Here is a 21,391-nt window from a genome sequence, read left to right on the forward strand (position 1 = left end):
GCATCCAGCGACTTCTCCCAGCGTGGACGCCTGCCCCAACAGAATACCAGACCGAGGTGTCTGTCAATAATTAAATCACTCTTATTTATTATTGACAGCGCTGCGTCGTTCACCCATTCTGGCCCAAAAGCGTTGAGGGAAACGACGGAGGAACAGGGGTGGAGACCGGCACTACAAGGCACGGTTCGCCCGAGGCAGCCGAAAGCCGCATTCACCGCGGCACCAACCAGAGCGGCATGCGGGACCACAATGAGCGGCTGGTGCTGTCGCTGGTGCGTCAGCACGGCAGCCTGGCCAAGTCCGACATTGCGCGCATGACCGGACTTTCCGCCCAGACGGTTTCGGTCATTATGCGTGAGCTCGAGGAGGACAACCTCCTTGTCCGTCAGGCGCCGTTGCGCGGCAAGATCGGCCAACCTTCCATTCCAATGGCGCTCAATCCCGATGGTGCCTATTTCATCGGCTTGAAGATCGGCCGTCGCAGCGCCGAACTCGTGCTGATCGATTTTCTCGGGAACGTGCGCTCGATGCTGCAGCATTCCTACCGCTATCCGGCACCGCGCGAGACGGTCGAATTCGTCACCTCCGGCATGAAGACGATGCGCGGCGATCTCACCCCGGCGCAGGACAAGCGCATTGCCGGACTTGGCATCGCCATGCCGTTCGAATTGTGGAACTGGGCCGATACGGCAGGTGCGCCGCGCGACGTCATGGACGAATGGCGCCACCGCGACATCCGCGCCGACATCCAGGCGCAGTGCGAATTCCCGGTCTACCTGCAGAATGACGCCACCTCGGCTTGCGGCGCCGAACTGGTGTTCGGCCGGGCGGGTGCGGCGCGGGACTTCGTCTATTTCTATATTGGTGCCTTCGCCGGCGGCGGCATCGTGCTGAACGGTCACCTTTTCGGCGGGCCGACCGGCAATGCCGGCGCGCTGGGTTCGATGCCGGTGCCCGGACCGGACGGCAAGCCGGCCCAATTGATCGACGTGGCGTCGATAGCCATGCTGGAAAAGGCGCTTAACGCACGCGGTATCGAGGCCTCGCACCTGTGGACGTCACCGGAGGATTGGGGCGAGATCGGCGTCGAGCTCGACGACTGGATCGCCTGCGCTTCGCAGGCGCTCGCCTATGCCATTGTGGCGGCGTCATCGGTTATCGATTTCGAGGCAGCGGTGATCGACGGATGGATGCCGAAGGCCGTGCGGCGCCGGCTCGTCGATGCCGTTGTCGAAGCTATCGGCAAGATCGATGGTGAAGGCCTGAAGCTTCCGGCCATTCGCGAGGGGACTGTCGGCATTCATGCACGTGCCCTGGGCGGCGCCAGCCTGCCGCTTTCCGAGCGCTTCCTTATCGGCTCGACTATGATTTCCAGGAGTGCCTGAGCGTGCTGATCGGAATCCCGGTGCTGCTCGGTCCGGAGCTTCTGGCGACGCTGCGTGCCATGGGTCATGGCGACGAGATCGCCCTTGTAGACGGAAACTACCCGGCGAAAGAGCAGGCACACCGGCTCATCCGCGCCGACGGTCATCATCTTGTTCCGATGCTCGACGCCGTCCTCAGCGTGTTGCCTGTCGATGACGCAGTGCCGGAGGCGCTGTTTCGCGCGTCGGTCAAAGGTAATCCCCTGCTCGCCGACCCCGTTCATCACGAGATGGAGGCGATCTGCGCCAAGCGTGCTCCGGGCCGCAAGGTGGTTGCGCTTGCCGGCGCCGACTTCTATCAACGGGTTAGGTCCGCGCACGCGATCGTCGCGACAAGCGAGCCGCGGCTCTACGCCAACATCATCATCCGCAAGGGTGTGATCTATCCGCCGGAGACCAGGAAACCATGATCCTCTGTTGCGGCGAAGCCCTGATCGACATGCTGCCACGCACCACGACGGAGGGCGAGCCGGCCTTTGCCCCCTATGTCGGCGGCGCCGTGTTCAATACCGCTATTGCGCTCGGCCGGCTGGGAGCACCCGCCGGCTTCTTTTCCGGCCTGTCGTCGGATCTGTTCGGCGGCCAGTTCAGGGACGCGCTCGGAGCAAGCAAGGTCAGTTCCACCTATGCGCACACATCGCCCCGGCCGACCACGCTTGCTTTCGTGCGGCTGGACAACGGCCAGGCGACCTACACGTTCTACGATGAAAACACAGCCGGACGCATGCTGACCATCGACGATCTGCCGAAACTCGGCAGCGAGATCGAAGCCATGCTGTTCGGCGCCATCAGCCTGATCTCGGAGCCGGCCGGATCAGCCTACGAGGAATTCATGCGGCGCGAGCACAGCCACCGCGTCATGATGCTCGACCCCAACATTCGGCCGAATTTCATACCGGACAAGGCCAAGCATCTCAGGCGCATCCGCTCGATGATGGCGATGGCCGACATCGTGAAGCTGTCGGACGAGGACCTCAACTGGTTCGGCGAAGCCGGCTCGCACGAGGACGTCGTCCGCAACTGGCTGGATCGCGGCCCGACGCTGATCGTCGTGACCCATGGCAGCGAAGGCGCCGTCGGCTACACCAGGGATCACAAGGTCACGATCGTGCCTGACAAGGTCGAGGTGGTCGATACTGTCGGCGCCGGCGACACGTTCAACGCCGGCATCCTGGCCTCGCTGCACGAGCAAGGCCTGCTGTCGAAGGAGGCGATCGCCAATCTGGCGGAAGACGCCATCCACAAGGCGCTGGCGCTTGGCGCCAAGGCTGCGGCGGTAACCGTGTCGCGGGCCGGTGCCAATCCGCCCTGGCGGCATGAAATCGCCTGACCGGATCGGATCATTCAGAAGGCATTGCGCCGATCGATCACTTTATGTTTCGCCTCACCGGATAGGATGCGATGCAAAGGTCGGACCTTGCTCGACGAAGCCCGGATTTCCGGCGTCTTTACAAAGACACACCGGCAATCGCGGGTAACAGGCTGCGACACTTGAGCAATTCGCGGTTTTGCCCATGCGGCTTTCTCGGCCGCGGCAAGTCTGATACCAGCGGCCGTTATCTGGCTAGTACCGTTTGAGGCCGACATGCAGTTCATCGATCTAGGCGCGCAGCGCGAACGAATCCGCGACAGGCTGAAAGTAGCGATCGACCGCGTCGTCGACGAGGGGCGCTATATTCTCGGCCCCCAAGTCACCGAATTCGAAAACAAGCTTGCCGCCTATATCGGCACCAAGCATGTGGTAGCCTGCGCCAACGGCACTGACGCACTGCTGCTGCCGCTGTTTGCGGCCGGCATCGGCCCAGGTGACGCGGTGTTCGTGCCGAGCTTCACCTTCGCCGCCACGGCGGAAGTGGTGGCGCTCGCCAAGGCTGAGCCGGTTTTCGTCGATGTCGATCCCCAGACCTACAACATCGACATCGCCAGTCTCGAGGCGGCCATCGCCATGATCAAGGCGGAAGGCCGGCTGAAGCCAAGGGCGATCATTCCCGTCGACCTGTTCGGGCTCGCTGCCGACTACGAGGCGATCATGGCGATCGCCAACCGCGAAGGGCTGATGGTGATCGAAGATGCCGCGCAGGCGATCGGCGGCTCGATCGACGGCAAAATGTGCGGTTCGTTCGGCGCGGTCGGCTCGACCAGCTTCTACCCGGCAAAACCGCTCGGCTGCTATGGCGACGGCGGCGCGATGTTCACCAATAACGATGCGCTGGCCGAGCAACTTCGCTCGTTCGCCTTCCACGGCAAGGGCGAAACCCAATATGACAATGTCCGCGTCGGAATCAATTCGCGGCTCGATACGCTGCAGGCGGCGATACTGATCGAGAAGCTGGCCATTCTCGAAGACGAGATGGTTGCCAGGCAGGCGGTCGCCAATCGGTATGCCGAAGGCCTCGGCGACATCGTCAAGACGGCGCGCAACCTGGAAGGTGGCCGTTCGGCCTGGGCGCAATATGCCATCGAGACGCCGAAGCGCGACGGGCTGAAGGCGCATCTCGGGGACAAGGGCATCCCGTCGGTCATCTATTACGTGAAGCCCTTGCACAGCCAGATCGCCTACCGCGACTATCCGCGCACGCCGACGGGTCTAACCGTTTCGGAGGAGCTGCCGAGGCGCATTCTCTGCCTGCCCATGCACCCCTATCTGGGCGAGGCCGACCAGGACCGGATCATCGAGACGATCCGCAACTATATCGGCTCGAATTCGGCGCAAATCGCCGCCGCGTAGACGGTCGTTAGACGGATCTGGGCTCCGCAGGCTTGCCGCTGGCGATGAAATGCGGATTCGCGAAGTCCTCGTCATCGCTCTGGTTGCGCTTGCCGTAGGCCAGCGGCTGACCATCGAGTGTGCGCGTTATACCGCCTGCCGCGCGCAGCACCGCATCGCCGGCCGCGGTGTCCCATTCCATGGTGCGGCCGAAGCGCGGATAGACGTCGGCCTCGGCGCCGGCGACAAGACAGAATTTCAGCGACGAGCCGACCGACACGATCTCGGCAGCACCCACGGTGCGAATATAGGCTTCGGTCTCCGGCGTATTGTGGGACCGGCTGGCGACGACGGTCAGTGGCGCCACACCCGTTCTGGCCGAAATCGGCCGACGGCCGATGATCTGGTAGTCGCCATTGACTTCGATTGCTTCCGCCCTGCCCGGCCGGCCGGAAAAGAAGCGTCCCGTGCATGGCGCAAAGACCACACCGATATCCGGCACGCCGTGGCGAACGAGCGCGATGTTGACGGTGAAGTCGGTCCTGCGGTTGACGAATTCCTTGGTGCCGTCGAGCGGATCCACCAGAAAGAAGGCGTCGTCGAGGTCGGGCGGCACGGTGCCGGTCGATGCCTCTTCCTCAGCCACACAAGGGATATCGGGGAAAGCCGCGCGCAGCCCAGCGAGAATGATCTTTTCGCTCTCGCGATCGGCCTCGGTCACCGGCGAGCTGTCTGATTTCTGGTCGACCGCGCAGCCGGCATCGAAGACGCGCATCACCTCTCGCCCCGCCGCCAAGGCGATGCGCTCGAACACGCCGAGCATCGCTTCGTCGTCAGATGCCGCCGCCGCTATCATATTGGTTTTCGGCAATGTCACGCTCGTTCAGCCAGAGTTCCAGGGCCTCTACCATCTCCTCGGCAGACTTGCCGAGTGTCTTGAGATGGATTTCGGGGTTTTCCGGGGCTTCATACGGTGAATCGACGCCGGTGAAATTCTTGATTTCGCCATTCAACGCCCGCGCATAGAGGCCCTTCGGATCGCGTCTGGCGCATTCCTCAAAGGGTGTGTCGACAAACACCTCGACGAATTCACCGGTGGCCATCAACTCCCTGGCCATGCGCCGCTCGGCCCTGAATGGCGAAATGAAGGAAACAATGACGATCAGCCCGGCATCGGCCATCAGCCGCGCCACTTCCGCAACGCGGCGAATGTTTTCGACGCGGTCGGCGTCGGTGAAGCCAAGATCGCGATTGAGGCCGTGGCGGACATTATCGCCATCCAGGATGTAGGTATGCCGGCCGGTGGCGAACAGCTTCTTCTCGAAAAGATTGGCGATGGTCGACTTGCCCGAGCCCGAGAGCCCGGTGAACCAGAACACGGCGGGCCGCTGGTTCTTCAGATCGGCACGGCCGTGCTTGCCGACATCGAGCGATTGCCAGTGGATGTTTTCGGCGCGGCGCAGCGAATGCAGGATCATGCCGGCCCCGACCGTGGCGTTGGTGATGCGGTCGATCAGGATGAAGGCGCCGGTCGTGCGGTTCTCGGCGAAAGTATCGAAGGCGATCGGCGCCCGCGTCGAGATGTTGCAAATTCCGACTTCGTTCATTTCGAGCGACTTGGCCGCCTCATGGGCAAAGTCGTTGACGTTGACGCGGTACTTCAGGTCGGTGACGGTGGCACTGGTCTGATCGGTCTCGGTCCGCAGGATGTAGGAGCGGCCCGGCAGCAGCGCATGCTCATCGAACCAGACGATGTTGGCGGCGAACTGGTCGGCGACCTGCGGCCGCGCCGCCGGCGACACCAGCATATTGCCGCGCGAGACCTCGACCTCGTCGTCGAGAACAAGAGTGATCGCCTGGCCGGCGACCGCTTGGCTCAGGTCGCCGCCATGCGAGACGATGCGCCTTACATGAGCGGACTTGCCGGATTTGGCGACAACGACCTCGTCGCCTGTTGAGACGGAACCGGACGCAATCGTGCCGGCAAAACCGCGAAAATCGAGATTGGGACGGTTTACATATTGGACGGGAAACCGGAAAGGCAACTCGACCGCGGCCTCGTCAACCGAGACGGTTTCGAGATGTTCGATCAGCGTCGGGCCGGAATACCAGTTTGTCCTATCGGAAGGGCCCGTAACGTTATCGCCATAACGGGCAGACATCGGGATGGGCACGATCGTCTCGAAGCCGAGCTTGTGCGAAAATTGTCGGTAGTCTTCGATGATGCGTTCGAACACGGCCTTGTCGAAGCCGACGAGATCGATCTTGTTGACGGCGAGCACGATGTGCCGGATACCCAGCAGCGACGCGATAATCGAGTGGCGCCTTGTCTGGCGCAGCACGCCCTGCCGGGCGTCGATCAGCACGATGGCCAGATCGGCGGTCGACGCGCCCGTCGCCATGTTGCGCGTGTATTGTTCGTGGCCGGGTGTGTCGGCAACGATGAATTTGCGTTTCGGCGTGGCGAAAAAGCGATAGGCGACATCGATGGTGATGCCCTGCTCGCGTTCGGCCTCTAGGCCATCGACCAGCAGCGCGAAATCGACGTCGTCGCCAGTCGTCCCGTGCTTGCGCGAATCACGCTCAAGCGCGGCAAGCTGGTCCTCGAAAATCTGCTTGGTGTCCGAAAGCAGGCGCCCGATCAGCGTCGACTTGCCGTCGTCCACCGAACCGCAGGTCAGGAAGCGCAGCAGCGACTTTCGTTCCTGCACCGCAAGATAGTCACGAACGCCGTCGGTGGAGGCGAGACTCTTGGCCATGATGTGGCGCATGCTCAGAAGTACCCCTCGCGCTTCTTCTTTTCCATCGAACCGGCTTCATCACGGTCGATCAGGCGGCCCTGTCGTTCGGAGGTGCGCGCCGTCAGCATTTCGCCGACAATGGCCTCCAGCGTATCGGCGTCGGATTCGATCGCGCCGGTCAGCGGATAGCAGCCGAGCGTGCGGAACCGCACCAGCCGGTTCTCAACCGTCTCGCCGGGACGCAGTTCCATACGGTCGTCATCCTTCAGAATGAGCATGCCGTCGCGTTCGACGACCGGTCGCTCCTTTGCGAAATAGAGCGGCACGATCGGGATGTCTTCCTGGAGAATATACTGCCAGATATCGAGTTCGGTCCAGTTCGACAACGGAAACACCCGGATCGATTCACCAGTCGCGATGCGGGTGTTGAATATCTTCCACATCTCCGGCCGCTGGTTCTTTGGGTCCCAGACGTGCTGGGCGTTGCGGAAGGAGAAAATCCGCTCCTTGGCGCGCGATTTCTCCTCGTCGCGACGCGCCCCGCCGAAGGCTGCATCGAAGCCGTATTTGTCGAGCGCCTGCCGCAGCGCCACGGTCTTCATCACATGCGTATGGGTGTTCGAGCCATGGTCGAAGGGATTGATGTTGTCGCGCACACCATCCTCATTAACGTGGACCAGGAGATCGAAACCGAGCTTTTGCGCCATCTGATCGCGAAAGGCGATCATCTCGCGGAACTTCCAGGTCGTGTCGACGTGGAGAAAGGGAAAGGGCGGCTTGGCGGGATAAAACGCCTTCATCGCAAGATGCATCAGCACGGAGGAATCCTTGCCGACCGAATAGAGCATAACCGGCTTGGCGAAGGCCGCCGCTACCTCGCGAAAGATATGGATCGATTCAGCCTCAAGCCGCTGAAGGTGCGTAAGCGCGATATTCATGGACTGTAAGCGTTCTCTCGTGCCAATCCAGACCTTGCATTGATGCATCAGGCGCAATTTTCAGCGGCCCGGTTCAAGCTTCACTTCTGGACGATCTCATTTTCGTGCAGGCGTTCTAGCAGATCGCCATGGTTTATAACAATGCGGGACAGGCTTGCCCTGGAGTGGTTCGGGAATGAATTTTCCACGCAAGAACCAGAAACCGGAATTTCCTGCTCAACGGGCTGATGGGCTTGGCGGCCCAAGAAAAGTATTCCAGGGGAACGAGATCAGCCTGTGCGCCGCTGGGACAATCGCAATCCTCTTCTCGACCCAGTCCTGATGATCTTCCTGGTTTCCGAGACATATGGTGGGTCAGGACACTACCCTGATGGAAGAGCAGAGCCGTCGCCAAGAGGCGCTACGACGAAGTTCCGATGGGAACAAACAACTTGTCACCGTTATGGTCGATCTCGATCAATTCGTTCTTCTGGGCCAAACTGTCTGCAAATCCTTTGTGGAAGATAATGGCGTTCATAAAGGCGAACGTCATTGCGAGCGCCTCGGTCCGCAATGGATAATCGACGAGTGAATGGATGAGGAGAAAAGACACCGAGAGAAACGCCGCCTTTTGAAGAGGATCTCGGCGAACTTTGGTAAGCGCCCCAAAAAGTAATATTAAGTAAAAGACCATCAGTAGAATTGCAGTAAGCCCTCCCTCGAAGGCTATTTCGAGGTATTCGTTGTGGGCGTGGTTTACATACTTGCTATAAATCATTCCTTCCTTTTCGTATATCTGATAGGCCTTCTGAAAATTCCCAAATCCAACACCTGTTGCCCAATTCTCTTTGATCCCCTCAATAGTGGTGCGAGCAAACTCTCCTCGCCCGAAAGCCGGATCAATCGCGTCGGCCTCGATCTTAGTCCATGCGCCTATCGTATAGGCCGAAAGTCCTATGAAAACGGCAAGGATGCTGAGCCGACTCACCCTGGAACGCGCTGAAAGAAAGACTATGGACAGTACGGTGATCGCTAATCCGATCAGAACGCCGGCCCGCGAACCGGCGGCCAAAAGGAGCAGCAGAAGTATGGCCAGCCCGAGCGATCCGGACAAAAGATGTCCTCGGAACAGACCATAATAAGCGACAAAGGGGATAGAAACAAAAAGTAATGCCGCAAAATGATTCTCGTTGGCAAAAAGCCCGGCATTGATCGTGAACGGCAACAATCCCTCTACGGCGATGTCGTCAGAGAGCGAATATTGAATCGCTCCCGCTAACCCATTGCAGATAACGCCCATAAAAAAGAAAGGCAGAAGCCCTTGAACCTGCTCGGTGCGCAAGCGCAATACGCTCAAGAAAAACGCGGCTGACGCCACCAGATACAACAGACATTCGATCGTCCGTCCCACTCCGACGCTGACGAAGCGAAATCCGCTCTGTCCCGCCAGCCATGAATCTCCGAGCAACGGCTCCGGCCGCAACCCGTTGAGTATGGCCGCAGGCAGCGGAACGATTTGCAAAATCACCAGCGCCACAGCGAAGATAAGCAGCCACAGAATTGTATACGGGATTCTTTGGCCAGAGGTCTGTGAAAAGACCGCCGCCGCCGAGACAATTGCCGCGACCTCAATCAGCGTGTCCGTGTAAAGGCCGCTTGCAGTGCCACCGCCGATCAGCAGCGATATAAACAGAACCGATCCAAGGAGATATTTATCCCATTCCGATGGCCGGTCGCTCAAGATGAAAGTCTCTCGATGCTCAATTTGTGCATTACCAACGTACCGACGTAGCGAAATCGCCAGCTCTCAGCAATGGCGGCCGTCTCCAGCCGTAACAATTGCATGGGGCACCCAGCCGGTCCAACCGAAAAATCGTGACTCAGTGCCTGACGATTGTATGTACCCTCGGGAATATTGAACCGCGCTATTTCCCCAGATGGACCCAAGCACCTGATCGACCAGAATAATTCCTTTGGAAGTTTCAGGTTCCTTGCAGAGGCATTAAGAGAAATCTTGTACGAACCTGGAGGGAGTTCAATATACTGCTGAAGAGAAGCGTTCTTGACGGGCGTGTTCAGGAAGCGAATCGTCGCACCACCCTCACCTGCGACCGCATCCTGAGATGTTACAAAGGTAACTTCCAAACCTGACTGCTCGCCGACTTGCCAATCGAAAGGTTTACCACTGGGTACCGGTTCAAAGGTACTGTTGAAAATGTATCCGCCCAACTTCCGTTCCTGATCAGACAGGCTGAAAAGAAACAATCGATACGCTTGTTCGTATTCTTTTTGACGAATATAGCCGTGGATCACATAGGACAATTCGCTCGAGTTTGGTGGCGCACTTGACCCAGTCAAATCGAGCAGCAGCCGATTTGCGAAATCGAGCCCGTCGGGGGTTTTGCCCAGCGCGACGAACAGACTTGCTCTCCAAGGTGCCTCGGCCTTGATGGCTGCCAGAACGGCCTGGTATCCGTCGGGGCTTGAGAGGATTGTCGGCAGGCCCTCGGCGATAGCCGGAAATCGATCTGGCCATCGCCGCAGCAATATATCGATCTCGCCGACAGCCTTCGACAGATCGCCGGTCTCGATCGAGTGGCCGATGGACCTCTGGAGCGCGTGGATTTCGGTCTTGGATAACTTTCGAGCTTGATCGAAGAAGTCATAGGCTTCTTCTTTTTTGCCCTGTCGGTATTTGATCTCGCCAATAAGGCTGTAGAGACGCGCATCTGCCACGTCAAAGCGAAGCGCGCCTTCGGCCTTGGCGAGCAATGCATCGAAATCGGGAGTGTTGCTTGTATCGTTCAGGTCGGCGGTTATTCCGCCTATCAAGGCATTGACGTTCAACGGATCCAGCGCGAGGGAAACGGCCGGCGTTTCAGTTTCAAGAAACCGACTTAGCCCGATCGACGAAGCCGCCAACACTAGAGCGGATGCGACGAACCAAACGCCTGAACGCCGGAGATTTCGCGAAAGCGGGCTGGTCTGCTCCATCATCGACTTTGCCCTCAAGTTTCGGGGTACTCGTGCCGTAATCGTAATACTGGTAATTCATATACTTATAGGCGTAATTGTAATCGAACTTGTTCACCGCAAACTTCGACATCGCGGCTCCCACCACGTTCGCGCCGGCAGCTCGCAGACGCTTCAACGCCGTCTTCGCCGACTTGCGTGTGACCTGATTGGTCGAAATGACCATCAATGTGCCCTCCGCAAGCCGGCTGAGGATGGGTGCATCTGAAAGGCCGACGACCGGCGGGGCATCGATGATGACAAGATCAAAGCGCTTGCCGAGATTGGTAACGATCAGTGCCATCTTTGGCGAAGAGAGCAGGTCAGCAGGGTTGGGCGGGATCGTTCCGGAGGTCAGGACGGTCACGTTAGGATATTTCGTCGCCCTGAAAATGCTCGCCAGATCCTCCTTGCGGACAGTGTTTGTCAGGAGATTGCTCAGTCCGATTGTGTTGTCGAGACCAAATAGCCTATGAAGATTCGGCTTTCGAAGATCGCCGTCAACGATGAGAACCCTTGCACCGAGCGCTGCAAAGTCCTGCCCGAGCTTGAACGAGGTGGTCGACTTGCCTTCCGACGGCTCCGAACTCGTGACCAGCAGCGATCGCGGCGCACCTTCGGCGCCGGAGAACTGCAACGAGGTTCGAAGCGAACGGTAGGCTTCGGACAATCCTGATTTCTGGTCGGTAATACTGGCTATGAGTTCCCGATCATCGACTAGCGGCAAGATGCCGAGCATCGCCAATCCCAACTCCTTCTCGATCTGCTCAGGGTTGGTGAAGGTGTTGTTCAACAGCTCGATCACGTAAATAATTGACGCGCTCAGAGCCATGAAGAGGCCAAGCGCCATCGCAAGATTGATGCTCAGGCGCGGAGAATAAGGGCTACCAGGCTGCGTCGCGAAATCAACGATTGCGGCGTTTTGAGACTTGAGCTCGGAGCTGACGCCAACTTCGTTCAGCTTGGCGATAAGATTATCATACTGCGATCTATTCGAATCAACCTCGCGCTTCAGGATCGTATATTTGATGTTTTTGTCGTTGAAGATAACTTGTTGCTTTTCCATCTCGGCGAGTTTGGACCTAAGGTCGGCCTCCTTGTTCTGAGCCTCCTGGTATTTCTGCCGCAACGAATCGGTTATAGTCAAAACGCCATTGTTATAAAGCCGTTGCAGCTCCTTGATCTGCGCCTGAAGCTGCTGCATCTCTGGGAAGCCAGGCTTCAATATGCCCAACTTCTGCTGGTACTGGCTGGTCAAATCCGCCAGTTTATCGGTGATCTTCTGCAGGCCTTCGCTTTCCAGGACGGGACCAAGGCTCGCCCCGCGACCTTTGTCTATCTGGTCCACCATTCGTCCGGCATCGAGACGTTCCTGGATTGCTGTCGCGAGCGCCGTGTTCAAGGCCTCGATGTTGGACCCAATCAGCGATTTGTCGTCGCCGGTTATCGTGATGCCCGCATCCTTAGCATAAGCGACGAGTTCCTCTTCGGATTTCTGAAGCTTTTGCTTTACCTGCAAAACTTGCTCCTGGATGAATTGCCGCGCCAGGTCCGAGGTTTCGCTGGTCTGATCGAGGCGTTGATCGATAAAACTTTGCGCGACCTGGTTCGCTATATCACTTGCATACTTCGGTTTCTGGTCGGCAAATGTGATCGACAAGAGGCTCGTGTTGGTGACCAAACTTACAGTGAGGTCATTTAGAACGCGACTGATCGCAATCTTCTCACGCTCCTCCGGGGTTTTCTCTTCAATGGAGGGCGATTTGGAAATTCCGAATGCACGATAGAAGATGTTGCTAGGCGAAAAGCTCGGCGTCGGAAACAGGAAATCCGGCTTTTCACTGAGACCCAGTTGGAAAACCACGCGCTGGGCCAATGCGCGGCTTCTCAGCTTTTCCCGGGCCGTTTGAAAGGCCCGTAGGTCGCTGTTTTCAGAAACCACTTCAATGTCCTGGAAGACCTTGGCCGAAGGAACCAGCACTTCCAATTGCGCTGTAGCCCGATATTTTGGCGTCTGCATCATGGTAACGACGACGCCACCGACAAGCCCGGCAGCCGCCATCATGACGATCAGCCACCGATACTGGACAACGTAAAAAAACAGCTTGAGGGGATTGAAGCCCTCGTCGTGCTCCGCGTAATCGCGGCCGTACGAGCTATAGTTTTGCGCACCGTCATAATACAGGTCGGGAGACAAGGCCTGGCCATGCCCTGGGCCTGCAATTTGATGCTGTCTATTGCGATCGAGCATGGTGCGAAGTAATCCTAGCTTGCCTGTATCCTGAATTCTGACCGGTGATGGTTAAATTCCCGGGATCACCGCAATTCGGGCTGCACTCGAGGCGACGCCGAGCGCGTCCTTGAGATTGTTCAGCGCAATTTTCGATTTCGAGGCGAAGACGACAATCTTGTCGCCACCATAGATGCGTGGATTGCGGCTCTTGCCGGCGCGAATCTGCTCCACATTGTAATTTGCGACCAAAGTGTTTTGGCCGACATTGCGATAGACAAAGACTTTTTTCGCATCGCCAACGGCATTGAACCCGCCAGCAAGGGCGATCGCATCGATGAGAGAAGAATTGCTCGACACCGGAAAAATACCGGCCTTGGCGACTTCGCCGTCGACGGTAATGCGCTGTCCGATCGATTCCTTGACGAAGACCGACACATCGGGCGACTGCAGATAGTTGGCGCCGTAGGCCGTTTCGATTTCCTGCTCCAGCTGACGGACGGTCTTCCCTGCCGCGGTGACGGTCCCGATAAGTGGAAGCGAAATTTGCCCGCCGGCATCGACTTGAACGGTTCTGTTCAGATTGTCGACTTGGAATACATTCACCTCGAGCACATCGTTCGGAGACAAAGGCTGCTCATTGCCGTTCTGGGTGTTCCGCGGCGCAGGCAGTTCCTTTACGACCTGCAGGGCACCGCCGCCCGAGAGCGGCGCCGACGATGATGTCAGTTGCAGCGCATCGACCGAAGTCGGCGAAGACGATGTCGTCGACGAGTTGCTCGTGCAGGCAGACATCGAGAGCGAAGCAAGCAAGACACATATCGTGCCCGTATAGCTTTTTGCGAAATGAAAAACGCCCATTACGCTGTCCCACCCTTCAACAAGCGACCCAATCCCGCAAAGCGACCGACGTTGCCGGAGCCTGGCTTTTTCGAGCGTGCCTTCCCGACCGGCTCGAGAGGCCGGTTCGCCAATATTTCGCCTGGGCGTTTCAACACCATATTGCGGGCCTCATCTTCCCCACATCGCTTCGCGGCAGCGGCGACTGCCTGCGAAAGCCCAGGCGGCCGACGGGTGGCGCCATGGGTGTCCGATGCGATAATATCTACCCTGCCCTCGTCAATCAGCTTTTCCGAATAGTAAAGTGCCGTGCGGCCAAAAGCACCAACAATCGAGTCTGCGGTAAGCTGAACAAGGCAGCCGATTGCATTCAACCTCTCGACAACGTCGTAATTTGCCTTGATCCAGGTCAGCCGCTCAGGATGGGTAAGAATCGGAATGAACCCGGCGTTTATGAGGCGCAGAGCAAGCTCCTCCAGTCTTGGGGGTAAAACGTGATGCGGCGGTTCGAAGAGAAAATAACGAGATCTGTTCAAGGTCGGCACGCTACCTAGCGCTAATTGCTCCGGAAGATCCGGCGCTATATGCACGTCGGCCCCAACGTAAAGAGCAAGCGGGATTGCCGCGCGGCGTAGCGCCTGCTCCAACCCTTGAACTGCTCGGGCAATATTTGCCGATCCGTTTTCGTACATGCCCGGCACGATATGCGGCGTACACGCCATATGCGTCGTTCCATCTGCCACCGCCAGCCGCGCCATTTCCAGCGATTCAGCAAGACTGGGCGAGCCGTCATCAAGACCGGGCAAGATGTGGGAATGCAGGTCGATCATTGGCGTTTGTGGCCGCACTGAAGCAACGTGACGACTTCTCCCCGATAATAGGCAAATGCGCCATCCGCACGATAGCGAATGACGCATCTATCAAGCTCATGCAATGCGGTAGACGCCAGATCCAAGCTATTCGCCGACAGCGCTGTCGTCATTCTGCAAGCTGATAACCAGCACTGCCGCGCCACCTTTCACAGCGCCGCCCAGCGGCGCGAGACGAACTCGCCCAGCACGAAGCGCATTCAGCTTCAACTCAAGCAATAGAGCGGTATGGTTGACGAATTCCGTCAATATCCCGACTCCAACCGACGCGCCAAGGCTACGGCACAGAGGCGCCGGCAATACAACATAGCAGAGCAGTCACCCGCCTCTGCTATGTCATCTACTGAGCCTAAGGGCTAACGCCGCCGTTGCCGTCGCCATCATCCTGCGTTGCGGCAAGAATACCGGCCGCACCAGCCATGCCCCCAAAAATATAGAGCGGGGTGTTGGACCGGTTGGACTGGTTGCCACCCGGGGGAATCTGACCCGTATGCTCGGAGCTAACGGCGGCAGCCGTCTGCTCGGAGCCGACAACTTTCAGGCAGATATTGTTCTCGATACGGGAAATGTCGAGGCTTGAGTTCGCAGGCACATCCAGGTTGCAGCCACCGACATTGACGGAAGCCGATCCCCTGGCACCGACCACTACGCGGCTGCCGAAATCCAGAGCATTTCCCGCCTTGGCCGGGCCATAGCCGGCGGCTTGCGAAACCATTACGTCGCCATTGGCGTGCCCGATGGAACCAATCGAATTCGCCGCTGCCTGATAGGGTGTCGTACAGGTGCATGGCGTGTCCTGAGCGAAAGACGAAACCGGGCCGAAGCCGATCGAGGCGACAAATCCGGCCAACGCAATTTTTACAGTAAGGTTCATTCGTTTCGATCCTTTTTTCCCGCCGTACCTCGGCCCCGCCCAAGCACTAAGGTATTGAGTAAGCGCGTAACAGCTTTTTTCTTTGATTCCAACCTGTTTCGCAAGTGCGAGATGTATTTTTGGTTTCCGCTGTGTTTCATTGGACACACTCACCTGGCAGATTTGAATCTTCCATTTTCGCGCCGCCCCCGCTGCAAATTGTAGGAAAGGCAAGTTTATTTCGCGGCATTTGATGGCCGCTATCGCGCCGATGCTTGGTACAGGGATTGTGGCCAACTCTGTTTAACGTGGGGCGTTATCGCACATTCTGTCTTTAGTTTTATGACAGGCAGTTGGCGAGCCGTGAACTACGAACCTGATAGGCAAGATTTGTAGGTCGAACCGGCCTGCGCGGGCTGTCCGCACAAAATGCCATTCTCGGCAAGTTTCGCCGCTAAATCCATGCCATCGGACGTGAGGCACTGCACAACGATGGCATCACCAAACTTTGAGGCGACATTGCCGTCGCAAGGTGTCCCCGTGCCTACCGGCTTGCAGGTCAGAGCGAGCCCTTGGTAATCCCGGCGCGCTGCCTCCGTTACCATGGCACGCATGGATCCTGGCTTGGTAAACGCCACGCCGCACAGCACAATCTTGCGGCCGGCGACGCGAAGATCATCGACCGCCTGGACGGAAAGCTTGCCCTCAAACGGCTCAAGCGCCGCTTGTAGCTTTGGGGGTTGCGGACGAACAGGCGTCCCTTTTTCCACGATAATGACAAAGAAGCCAACCGCAAACGCCAAGGCAACAAATGCAAGCAAGCCCATTTTCTTGAGCGACAATATCCTACTCCGCCATGGCCAGGTACGCATCTCTATCGCCAACGGAAACGCCCGCACAACACACCGTTTGTTTGGTCGCATCGATAGCGGCTGATGGGCCCCGAGATCTGGTCAAAAAACCGATGTTTGGCTCGAAAAACAACAGACCGGTTTCAATCGAAGAGACTTTTTATTCAGCCAACCGCTCTATCGAGATTTGCCGATGGTGCCGTCGAGATACTGGGTCAGCGCACAGACCAGATGGTAAAAGATACTTGCCGGCACATCGGTCGCCAGCGAGCGGCCACGTTCGTCGATCCGGTCTATCCACAGGCCAAGCGGTGCCGGGTCGATGTGCCAACGGAACAGGCGACCGACACGCGCTTCGATCTCGGGCTTGAGGTCAGGTCCGCCTGAACCGTCCAGCGCAATCGCCGCCTTGATCGCTTCCGCCTGTGGCCAACTGCGTGAGACACGGTCGAGCGGCAGACCTTGCCGCGAGACGGCACCATAGGCAAGGCCAGTGGCGCGATTGAGGCCGTTGGCGATGGCTGAGGCATAGAGCTTTCTGGCAAAGCCGGTCAGTTCACTCTGGCCGCTGCGCCCGGCAAAGTCGACCAGCAGCGAGGCCCATTCGAAATGGTGGCCGGGTTCCGTCCATGTACCCTTCTCGCCCTCCGCCGGCCTCCACTCGGCATCGAAATATTCGCCCAGCGTCCAGCTTTCCGGATCGAAGAAGTGGCTGCGAAACAGATCGACGATGCGCGCGGCGCGGCGAAGATAGGCGAGTTCGCCGGTCGCTTGATACCAGGCCAGAAAAGCCTCGAGCAGATGCATATGCGGGTTGGAACGCCGCTCGCCCGCGCCGCTCGACGTTTCGAGAAAGCCGGTCATGCGGTGATCCTCGAGATGCGCGTCGAGAAACGAGAACGTTTCTTCGGCAAGCCGTAACGCATCAGGATTGCCGACCATATGAGCATGCGCCAGCGCCAGGAGCACGCAGGAATGATCATAGGCATCCTCGACGGCGTCGGCGACCGTGCCGTTGACATTGAGCGTGCGCACCCAGCCGCCATTGTCGGTGCGGCCGTTTCTGGCCATGAATTCGAGGCCGTGGCTGATCAACCGGTCGGCAGGCCCGTCCCAGCCGCGCGCCTTGGCGACAGCGAAGGCGTAGACTTGCCTGGCCATGGTGCGCATGCGCTTGGGCTTCATCAGCGGTGTGGCGTCAAAGCCGAGCGCCTCGTGGAAACCGCCATGGCGCTCATCGACCCCGACCGTGGACCACAGCGGCACCGTCTCTTCAAACAGCCAGTGGTGCACACGGCGCCGCCAGGCGCCGCTTTCGATCACGCGGTCGGCGGCGGGCGTGAACCTGGTTTCCAGCCGACCGCTCTTTTCGAGCTGCTCGACGATCTTCTTGACGTTCTGGCTGCGGCTGACCGGGGCGACGAAGGTGGCATCGGCGGTCGAGACGACGGCAACGTCCTTCAAGCCGATGGCCGAGAGCAAGCGACTGTCGCTGCGGATGTAGGAGTTCTCGCAGTCGATGGCGACCACATCGCCGACGATGACATTGCCGTCATTGTCGGACGGGCCGACATCGAGCAACGACTGCCAGGAACCGAGATCGTTCCAGCGGAAGCCGGCCGGCACCATGGCGATGTGGCTGGCGCGCTCCATGATCGCATAGTCGATCGACGTCGAGGGAATGGCGGCGTAGAGCTCCAGAGGCATATACAGACCGGAAAGATCTGATGTCGCGGCCTGGTAGGCAATTTCGGTGGCCTGCCATATCTCCGGCTCGAAAGCCGTGAAGGCGTCGCGCATGGCGCTGGCGCGAAACAGGAAGATGCCGGTGTTCCAGTAGAAATTACCTGCAGCCAGGTAATTCTGCGCGGTCGCGAGGTCCGGTTTCTCGACAAAACGCGAGACATCGCAGATGCCATCCCTCTCGCCGGCGATCTCGATATAGCCGTAACCGGTCTCGGGGTGGCCAGGCTTGATGCCGAATACCACCAGCCGGCCCGCACGCGCCGCGCCGGTGCCGTTTTCCACGCTCTGCCAGAATTGCCGTGCAGTCGTGATCTCATGATCGGACGGCACCACCAGCACCAGGCTGTCGCCATATTCGGACAAGGTGCGCAGGGTCGCCAAGGCAACGGCGGCGGCAGTGTTGCGGCCGGTCGGCTCGAACAACGGGCCACCACCGGAAAGGTCGAGGCCAGCGAGGTCGGCGTGGACGCGGTCGGCGTGCCGCTCCGAGGCAATCAGGAAGACCGGCGTTTCGCCCTTCGGCCGTGCGGTCAGCCGCCGCAACGTCTTGGCCAGCATCGAGCCATCGCCCGAAAAATCGTGGAACTGCTTGGGATTGTCCTCGCGCGATAGCGGCCACAGTCGTGAGCCGATGCCACCACTCATGACAAAACTCACGATCCGTTCGGTCATTTGGGTGACACCTTTAACTTTTTGACATTTTCATAACTACGCAAGGAGTGCCGCCACATATCGGCGATGCATCTGTTGCCGCCCCTGCGGCGGGACTGTCCAGATGCTTGGGAAAGCTATACGCGGACCAATGTCAAGGAGTTACTCCACGGATTGAGGAGTTCTTTGGCTACCGCGCCAGGGCTATCGGGGTTTCTGTTTGGGAAAGTTCGAATAGGGATTCAGGATGGTCACCGGTTTGAAGCCCCGAGCATAGGCGTTCTCCGCCGTTTCGCCGTTCGAGCCGTCGATCACGTTCCAGTACGCCTTGAGATCCCCCGCCATCAAGAATGAAGGAATGTTACCCCAGCCAAAATCCTGCGGCGCACACGAGCCTATCGCGACCGAGCGCTGAAGCACTAGTCACGGAACCGGAGCGGGTAGCACGCTGGGGCTTTCTGGGACTTTGAGGCGTGGCCATGGGATTCGTAAAGTCAGGCTTCGAGGTTGTTTTAAAACTCACTCCACTCGCCCTCAAGCGTCATCCACCCGTCTCCAGTGCCCCCGGTCCGTGCGGCCATTAGCTGGCTGCCTACAACGCTAAAACTTACAAAGTCCTCGAAGCCGGATGAAGGGAGGACCGGTCCAACCCATCCCCAGTGAATATTATCACCGGCACGATCCAGCGCAACTATGTACATTCCCACAGTGACTGTGTCGGCCGAGCGCTTTGTTGCAGTGACTCTGACCCACCCATTGCTGTTCGCAGAAATGCCCGTAGCAGTCATTGTAGTTCCGAGCGCAAGCCGCCCCGTCTTCTTAATGCCTGGCTCGTCGCGGCGCACCGCCATTGCCGCGGTGTTAATTGTTCCGGCAAAGCAATTCAGCAGCGCAATGGAGCAGCCGTTTGATTGGCCGTTCCCATCGATCGAGTTGCTCCGCGATGGATTTCCACCGCGAATAATAATATTGCAGTTTGGCGCCATCAATCGCGCAAAAACACCATCTACCTGCCCCAAGCCATCGGTCGATTTACTAATCTTGTCGATATCGAGCTCAGTAAATATACCGCTAGAACTGTCAACAAGGATATCTATTGGCAACCCGTACTCAGCGACGACCGCCGAGCCGCCGCCTTGTGTGCTTGATTCTGCAAGCTGCGTACCGCGGGCGATGGAATAGGAGTTAGCGTTGATCCTCCTGATAGTAGACTTGCCATTCGCCGCTATATCGCCAACGAGGGCAGCTCCTTTTATATTAATCTCGTCACCGGTTGAGAGACCGTGACCTTTATGCACCACGATGATGATCGCCGATCCTTTGAGAGTAGTGAAGGGATCGATTCCAAGCGAAACAGGAGCCACTGCTGGTTTGATGCGCCCGTTTCTTTCGAAATGATTCGCCCCTAACATCTTAACTCGCATCTTGTTAACATACAGACCGGCCCCATCATTTCCTTCAATCGTTGCGGATTCTATGGTTAGCTCGGACAGACTAGTTCCAATATTCTCAAGATGGATGGCTGTAATCGCAGTTCCTGAGACACGGATGTTGCTGATTGTAGAGCCATTCATTCCGGCGTTTGCGCGCCAATAAATTCCGCGCCTTCCTCCCTGCAGAATCACGGATTGCAACACGCCAGCATACATAGGCATCGTCGAGTTGATGCTTGCTATTACCGGATTAAGACCTCGGATGTTCCGGAAATAGCTGCCTTGCGTAATGACCGCCGATCCGCCACCGGCATCAAATAACACTCCGTTATCGGCGGTGCCACTACCGTCAATTTGAAAATCTTCCCACTGAACTACTATATTTGTCGACGTGCTGGCATGAAAAACTGCGTCAATCTTTCCAATGGCCTTAAACGTCGAAGCATACATGCCGGCACCGCGGATAAACGTATCTCCGACGATAAACGCCTTAACTGATGTCTTGTAAGTTCCCTTCCTTGCGATGAGACGAAACCCATTCGATTGACAGTAAGCGTTGGCGTCCGGCCAACGAGATCCATTGTCGGTCGAATTATCTCCCACCAAACCTAGCGCTTCGCAAGTAATCTCACCGCGCGGCACTATGAGTTCGCCCCATCTTCCCGCACCAAGGGCAATCTTTCCGAAGTGTGCAGGTTCCGAACTTCTAACTGCATAAAGCCAGCCGCCACCATCATCAACAGCGTTGTAGCCCCGCGTTTCGAAAGCAGCCAGCCCAGTCGGGAGATTGATTGCAGCCATGCCAACCGCTGTATCATAGACAGGGACATTGCCCTGGCTGACGGCATCTGATGCATCCCCGGCGGCTTCATCGCGAGCCGCTACGGCTCGCTGAGCCACACCAGAGAATACGGCCGCAGGCGGCACGGCCATTAAAAACGAACGGCGGGTGGTAGTTGGCGGTTTCACTGCTGCTTTTGTCGCTCAGGTGCTAATTGGTAGCGGATGGAAAACCCGCGTGCGAGTCAAATGCCTATGAGCCGGACCACGAACTCTCTGCCCTGAAACTAGGGCCCTATCGGACCAAGACGACCGCATTCGGTATTCCCAATACAGC

The 21,391-nt window shown here is 58.1% G+C and carries 18 protein-coding genes; 4 read left to right on the forward strand and 14 right to left on the reverse strand.

Going from position 1 to position 21,391, the window contains the following annotated elements:
* Positions 1–158 precede the first annotated feature (158 nt).
* From ACWTU8_RS19025 to ACWTU8_RS19040, 4 genes are all read left to right on the forward strand, one after another.
* On the forward strand, positions 159–1,385 hold the full coding sequence (locus ACWTU8_RS19025) for an ROK family transcriptional regulator (RefSeq protein ID WP_029355785.1): 1,227 nt from the start codon (positions 159–161) through the stop codon (positions 1,383–1,385).
* Between the two features lie 2 nt (positions 1,386–1,387).
* On the forward strand, positions 1,388–1,834 hold the full coding sequence (locus tag ACWTU8_RS19030) for an RbsD/FucU family protein (RefSeq protein WP_029355783.1): 447 nt from the start codon (positions 1,388–1,390) through the stop codon (positions 1,832–1,834).
* Positions 1,831–2,754, forward strand: coding sequence for a carbohydrate kinase family protein (locus ACWTU8_RS19035; RefSeq protein ID WP_455849383.1), 924 nt, complete (start codon positions 1,831–1,833; stop codon positions 2,752–2,754). The genes ACWTU8_RS19030 and ACWTU8_RS19035 overlap by 4 nt, the downstream gene beginning before the upstream one ends.
* A gap of 255 nt (positions 2,755–3,009) precedes the next feature.
* Positions 3,010–4,152 carry a DegT/DnrJ/EryC1/StrS family aminotransferase gene (locus ACWTU8_RS19040; RefSeq protein ID WP_455849384.1) on the forward strand — a complete coding sequence of 381 codons (1,143 nt, stop codon included), beginning with the start codon at positions 3,010–3,012 and terminating at the stop codon, positions 4,150–4,152.
* A 7-nt stretch (positions 4,153–4,159) separates the two neighbouring features.
* Here ACWTU8_RS19040 and cysQ read toward each other — a convergent pair whose 3' ends face one another.
* The 14 genes from cysQ to ACWTU8_RS19110 form a co-directional block, all read right to left on the reverse strand.
* Positions 4,160–4,954 carry a 3'(2'),5'-bisphosphate nucleotidase CysQ gene (gene cysQ, locus ACWTU8_RS19045; protein ID WP_455849621.1) on the reverse strand — a complete coding sequence of 265 codons (795 nt, stop codon included), beginning with the start codon at positions 4,952–4,954 and terminating at the stop codon, positions 4,160–4,162.
* 10 nt (positions 4,955–4,964) lie between these two features.
* Positions 4,965–6,902: a sulfate adenylyltransferase subunit CysN gene (gene cysN / locus ACWTU8_RS19050; protein WP_455849385.1), complete on the reverse strand. Its 1,938-nt coding sequence runs from the start codon at positions 6,900–6,902 to the stop codon at positions 4,965–4,967.
* 2 nt (positions 6,903–6,904) lie between these two features.
* Positions 6,905–7,810, reverse strand: a complete 906-nt coding sequence (gene cysD / locus ACWTU8_RS19055; protein ID WP_095492359.1) for a sulfate adenylyltransferase subunit CysD — start codon at positions 7,808–7,810, stop codon at positions 6,905–6,907.
* Positions 7,811–8,210: 400 nt separating this feature from the next.
* The gene (locus ACWTU8_RS19060; protein WP_455849386.1) at positions 8,211–9,530 is read right to left on the reverse strand and encodes an O-antigen ligase family protein; all 1,320 of its coding nucleotides are present in this window, start codon (positions 9,528–9,530) and stop codon (positions 8,211–8,213) included.
* Positions 9,527–10,786: a tetratricopeptide repeat protein gene (locus tag ACWTU8_RS19065; protein ID WP_455849387.1), complete on the reverse strand. Its 1,260-nt coding sequence runs from the start codon at positions 10,784–10,786 to the stop codon at positions 9,527–9,529. Before ACWTU8_RS19065 ends, ACWTU8_RS19060 begins: the two co-directional genes overlap by 4 nt.
* Positions 10,674–13,052: a GumC family protein gene (locus tag ACWTU8_RS19070; protein ID WP_455849388.1), complete on the reverse strand. Its 2,379-nt coding sequence runs from the start codon at positions 13,050–13,052 to the stop codon at positions 10,674–10,676. The genes ACWTU8_RS19065 and ACWTU8_RS19070 overlap by 113 nt, the downstream gene beginning before the upstream one ends.
* A gap of 51 nt (positions 13,053–13,103) precedes the next feature.
* Positions 13,104–13,844 carry a polysaccharide biosynthesis/export family protein gene (locus ACWTU8_RS19075; protein WP_455849389.1) on the reverse strand — a complete coding sequence of 247 codons (741 nt, stop codon included), beginning with the start codon at positions 13,842–13,844 and terminating at the stop codon, positions 13,104–13,106.
* Positions 13,845–13,891: 47 nt separating this feature from the next.
* Complete coding sequence (locus tag ACWTU8_RS19080) at positions 13,892–14,701, reverse strand: tyrosine-protein phosphatase (protein WP_065006275.1); 810 nt, start codon at positions 14,699–14,701, stop codon at positions 13,892–13,894.
* 126 nt (positions 14,702–14,827) lie between these two features.
* A complete protein-coding gene (locus ACWTU8_RS19085; protein ID WP_166488049.1) occupies positions 14,828–14,989 on the reverse strand; it encodes a hypothetical protein in 162 nt (53 codons plus the stop codon).
* Positions 14,990–15,089: 100 nt separating this feature from the next.
* Positions 15,090–15,890 carry a hypothetical protein gene (locus ACWTU8_RS19090; protein ID WP_455849390.1) on the reverse strand — a complete coding sequence of 267 codons (801 nt, stop codon included), beginning with the start codon at positions 15,888–15,890 and terminating at the stop codon, positions 15,090–15,092.
* A 71-nt stretch (positions 15,891–15,961) separates the two neighbouring features.
* On the reverse strand, positions 15,962–16,435 hold the full coding sequence (locus ACWTU8_RS19095; protein WP_455849391.1) for a hypothetical protein: 474 nt from the start codon (positions 16,433–16,435) through the stop codon (positions 15,962–15,964).
* A gap of 186 nt (positions 16,436–16,621) precedes the next feature.
* On the reverse strand, positions 16,622–18,862 hold the full coding sequence (locus ACWTU8_RS19100; protein ID WP_455849392.1) for an AGE family epimerase/isomerase: 2,241 nt from the start codon (positions 18,860–18,862) through the stop codon (positions 16,622–16,624).
* A gap of 183 nt (positions 18,863–19,045) precedes the next feature.
* Positions 19,046–19,261: a hypothetical protein gene (locus ACWTU8_RS19105; RefSeq protein WP_128341228.1), complete on the reverse strand. Its 216-nt coding sequence runs from the start codon at positions 19,259–19,261 to the stop codon at positions 19,046–19,048.
* A 92-nt stretch (positions 19,262–19,353) separates the two neighbouring features.
* Positions 19,354–21,075 (reverse strand): hypothetical protein, encoded by a 1,722-nt coding sequence (locus tag ACWTU8_RS19110; RefSeq protein ID WP_455849393.1) that lies wholly within the window; start codon positions 21,073–21,075, stop codon positions 19,354–19,356.
* Positions 21,076–21,391: the final 316 nt, after the last annotated feature.

The sequence above is a fragment of the Mesorhizobium sp. BHbdii genome, assembly GCF_053848045.1.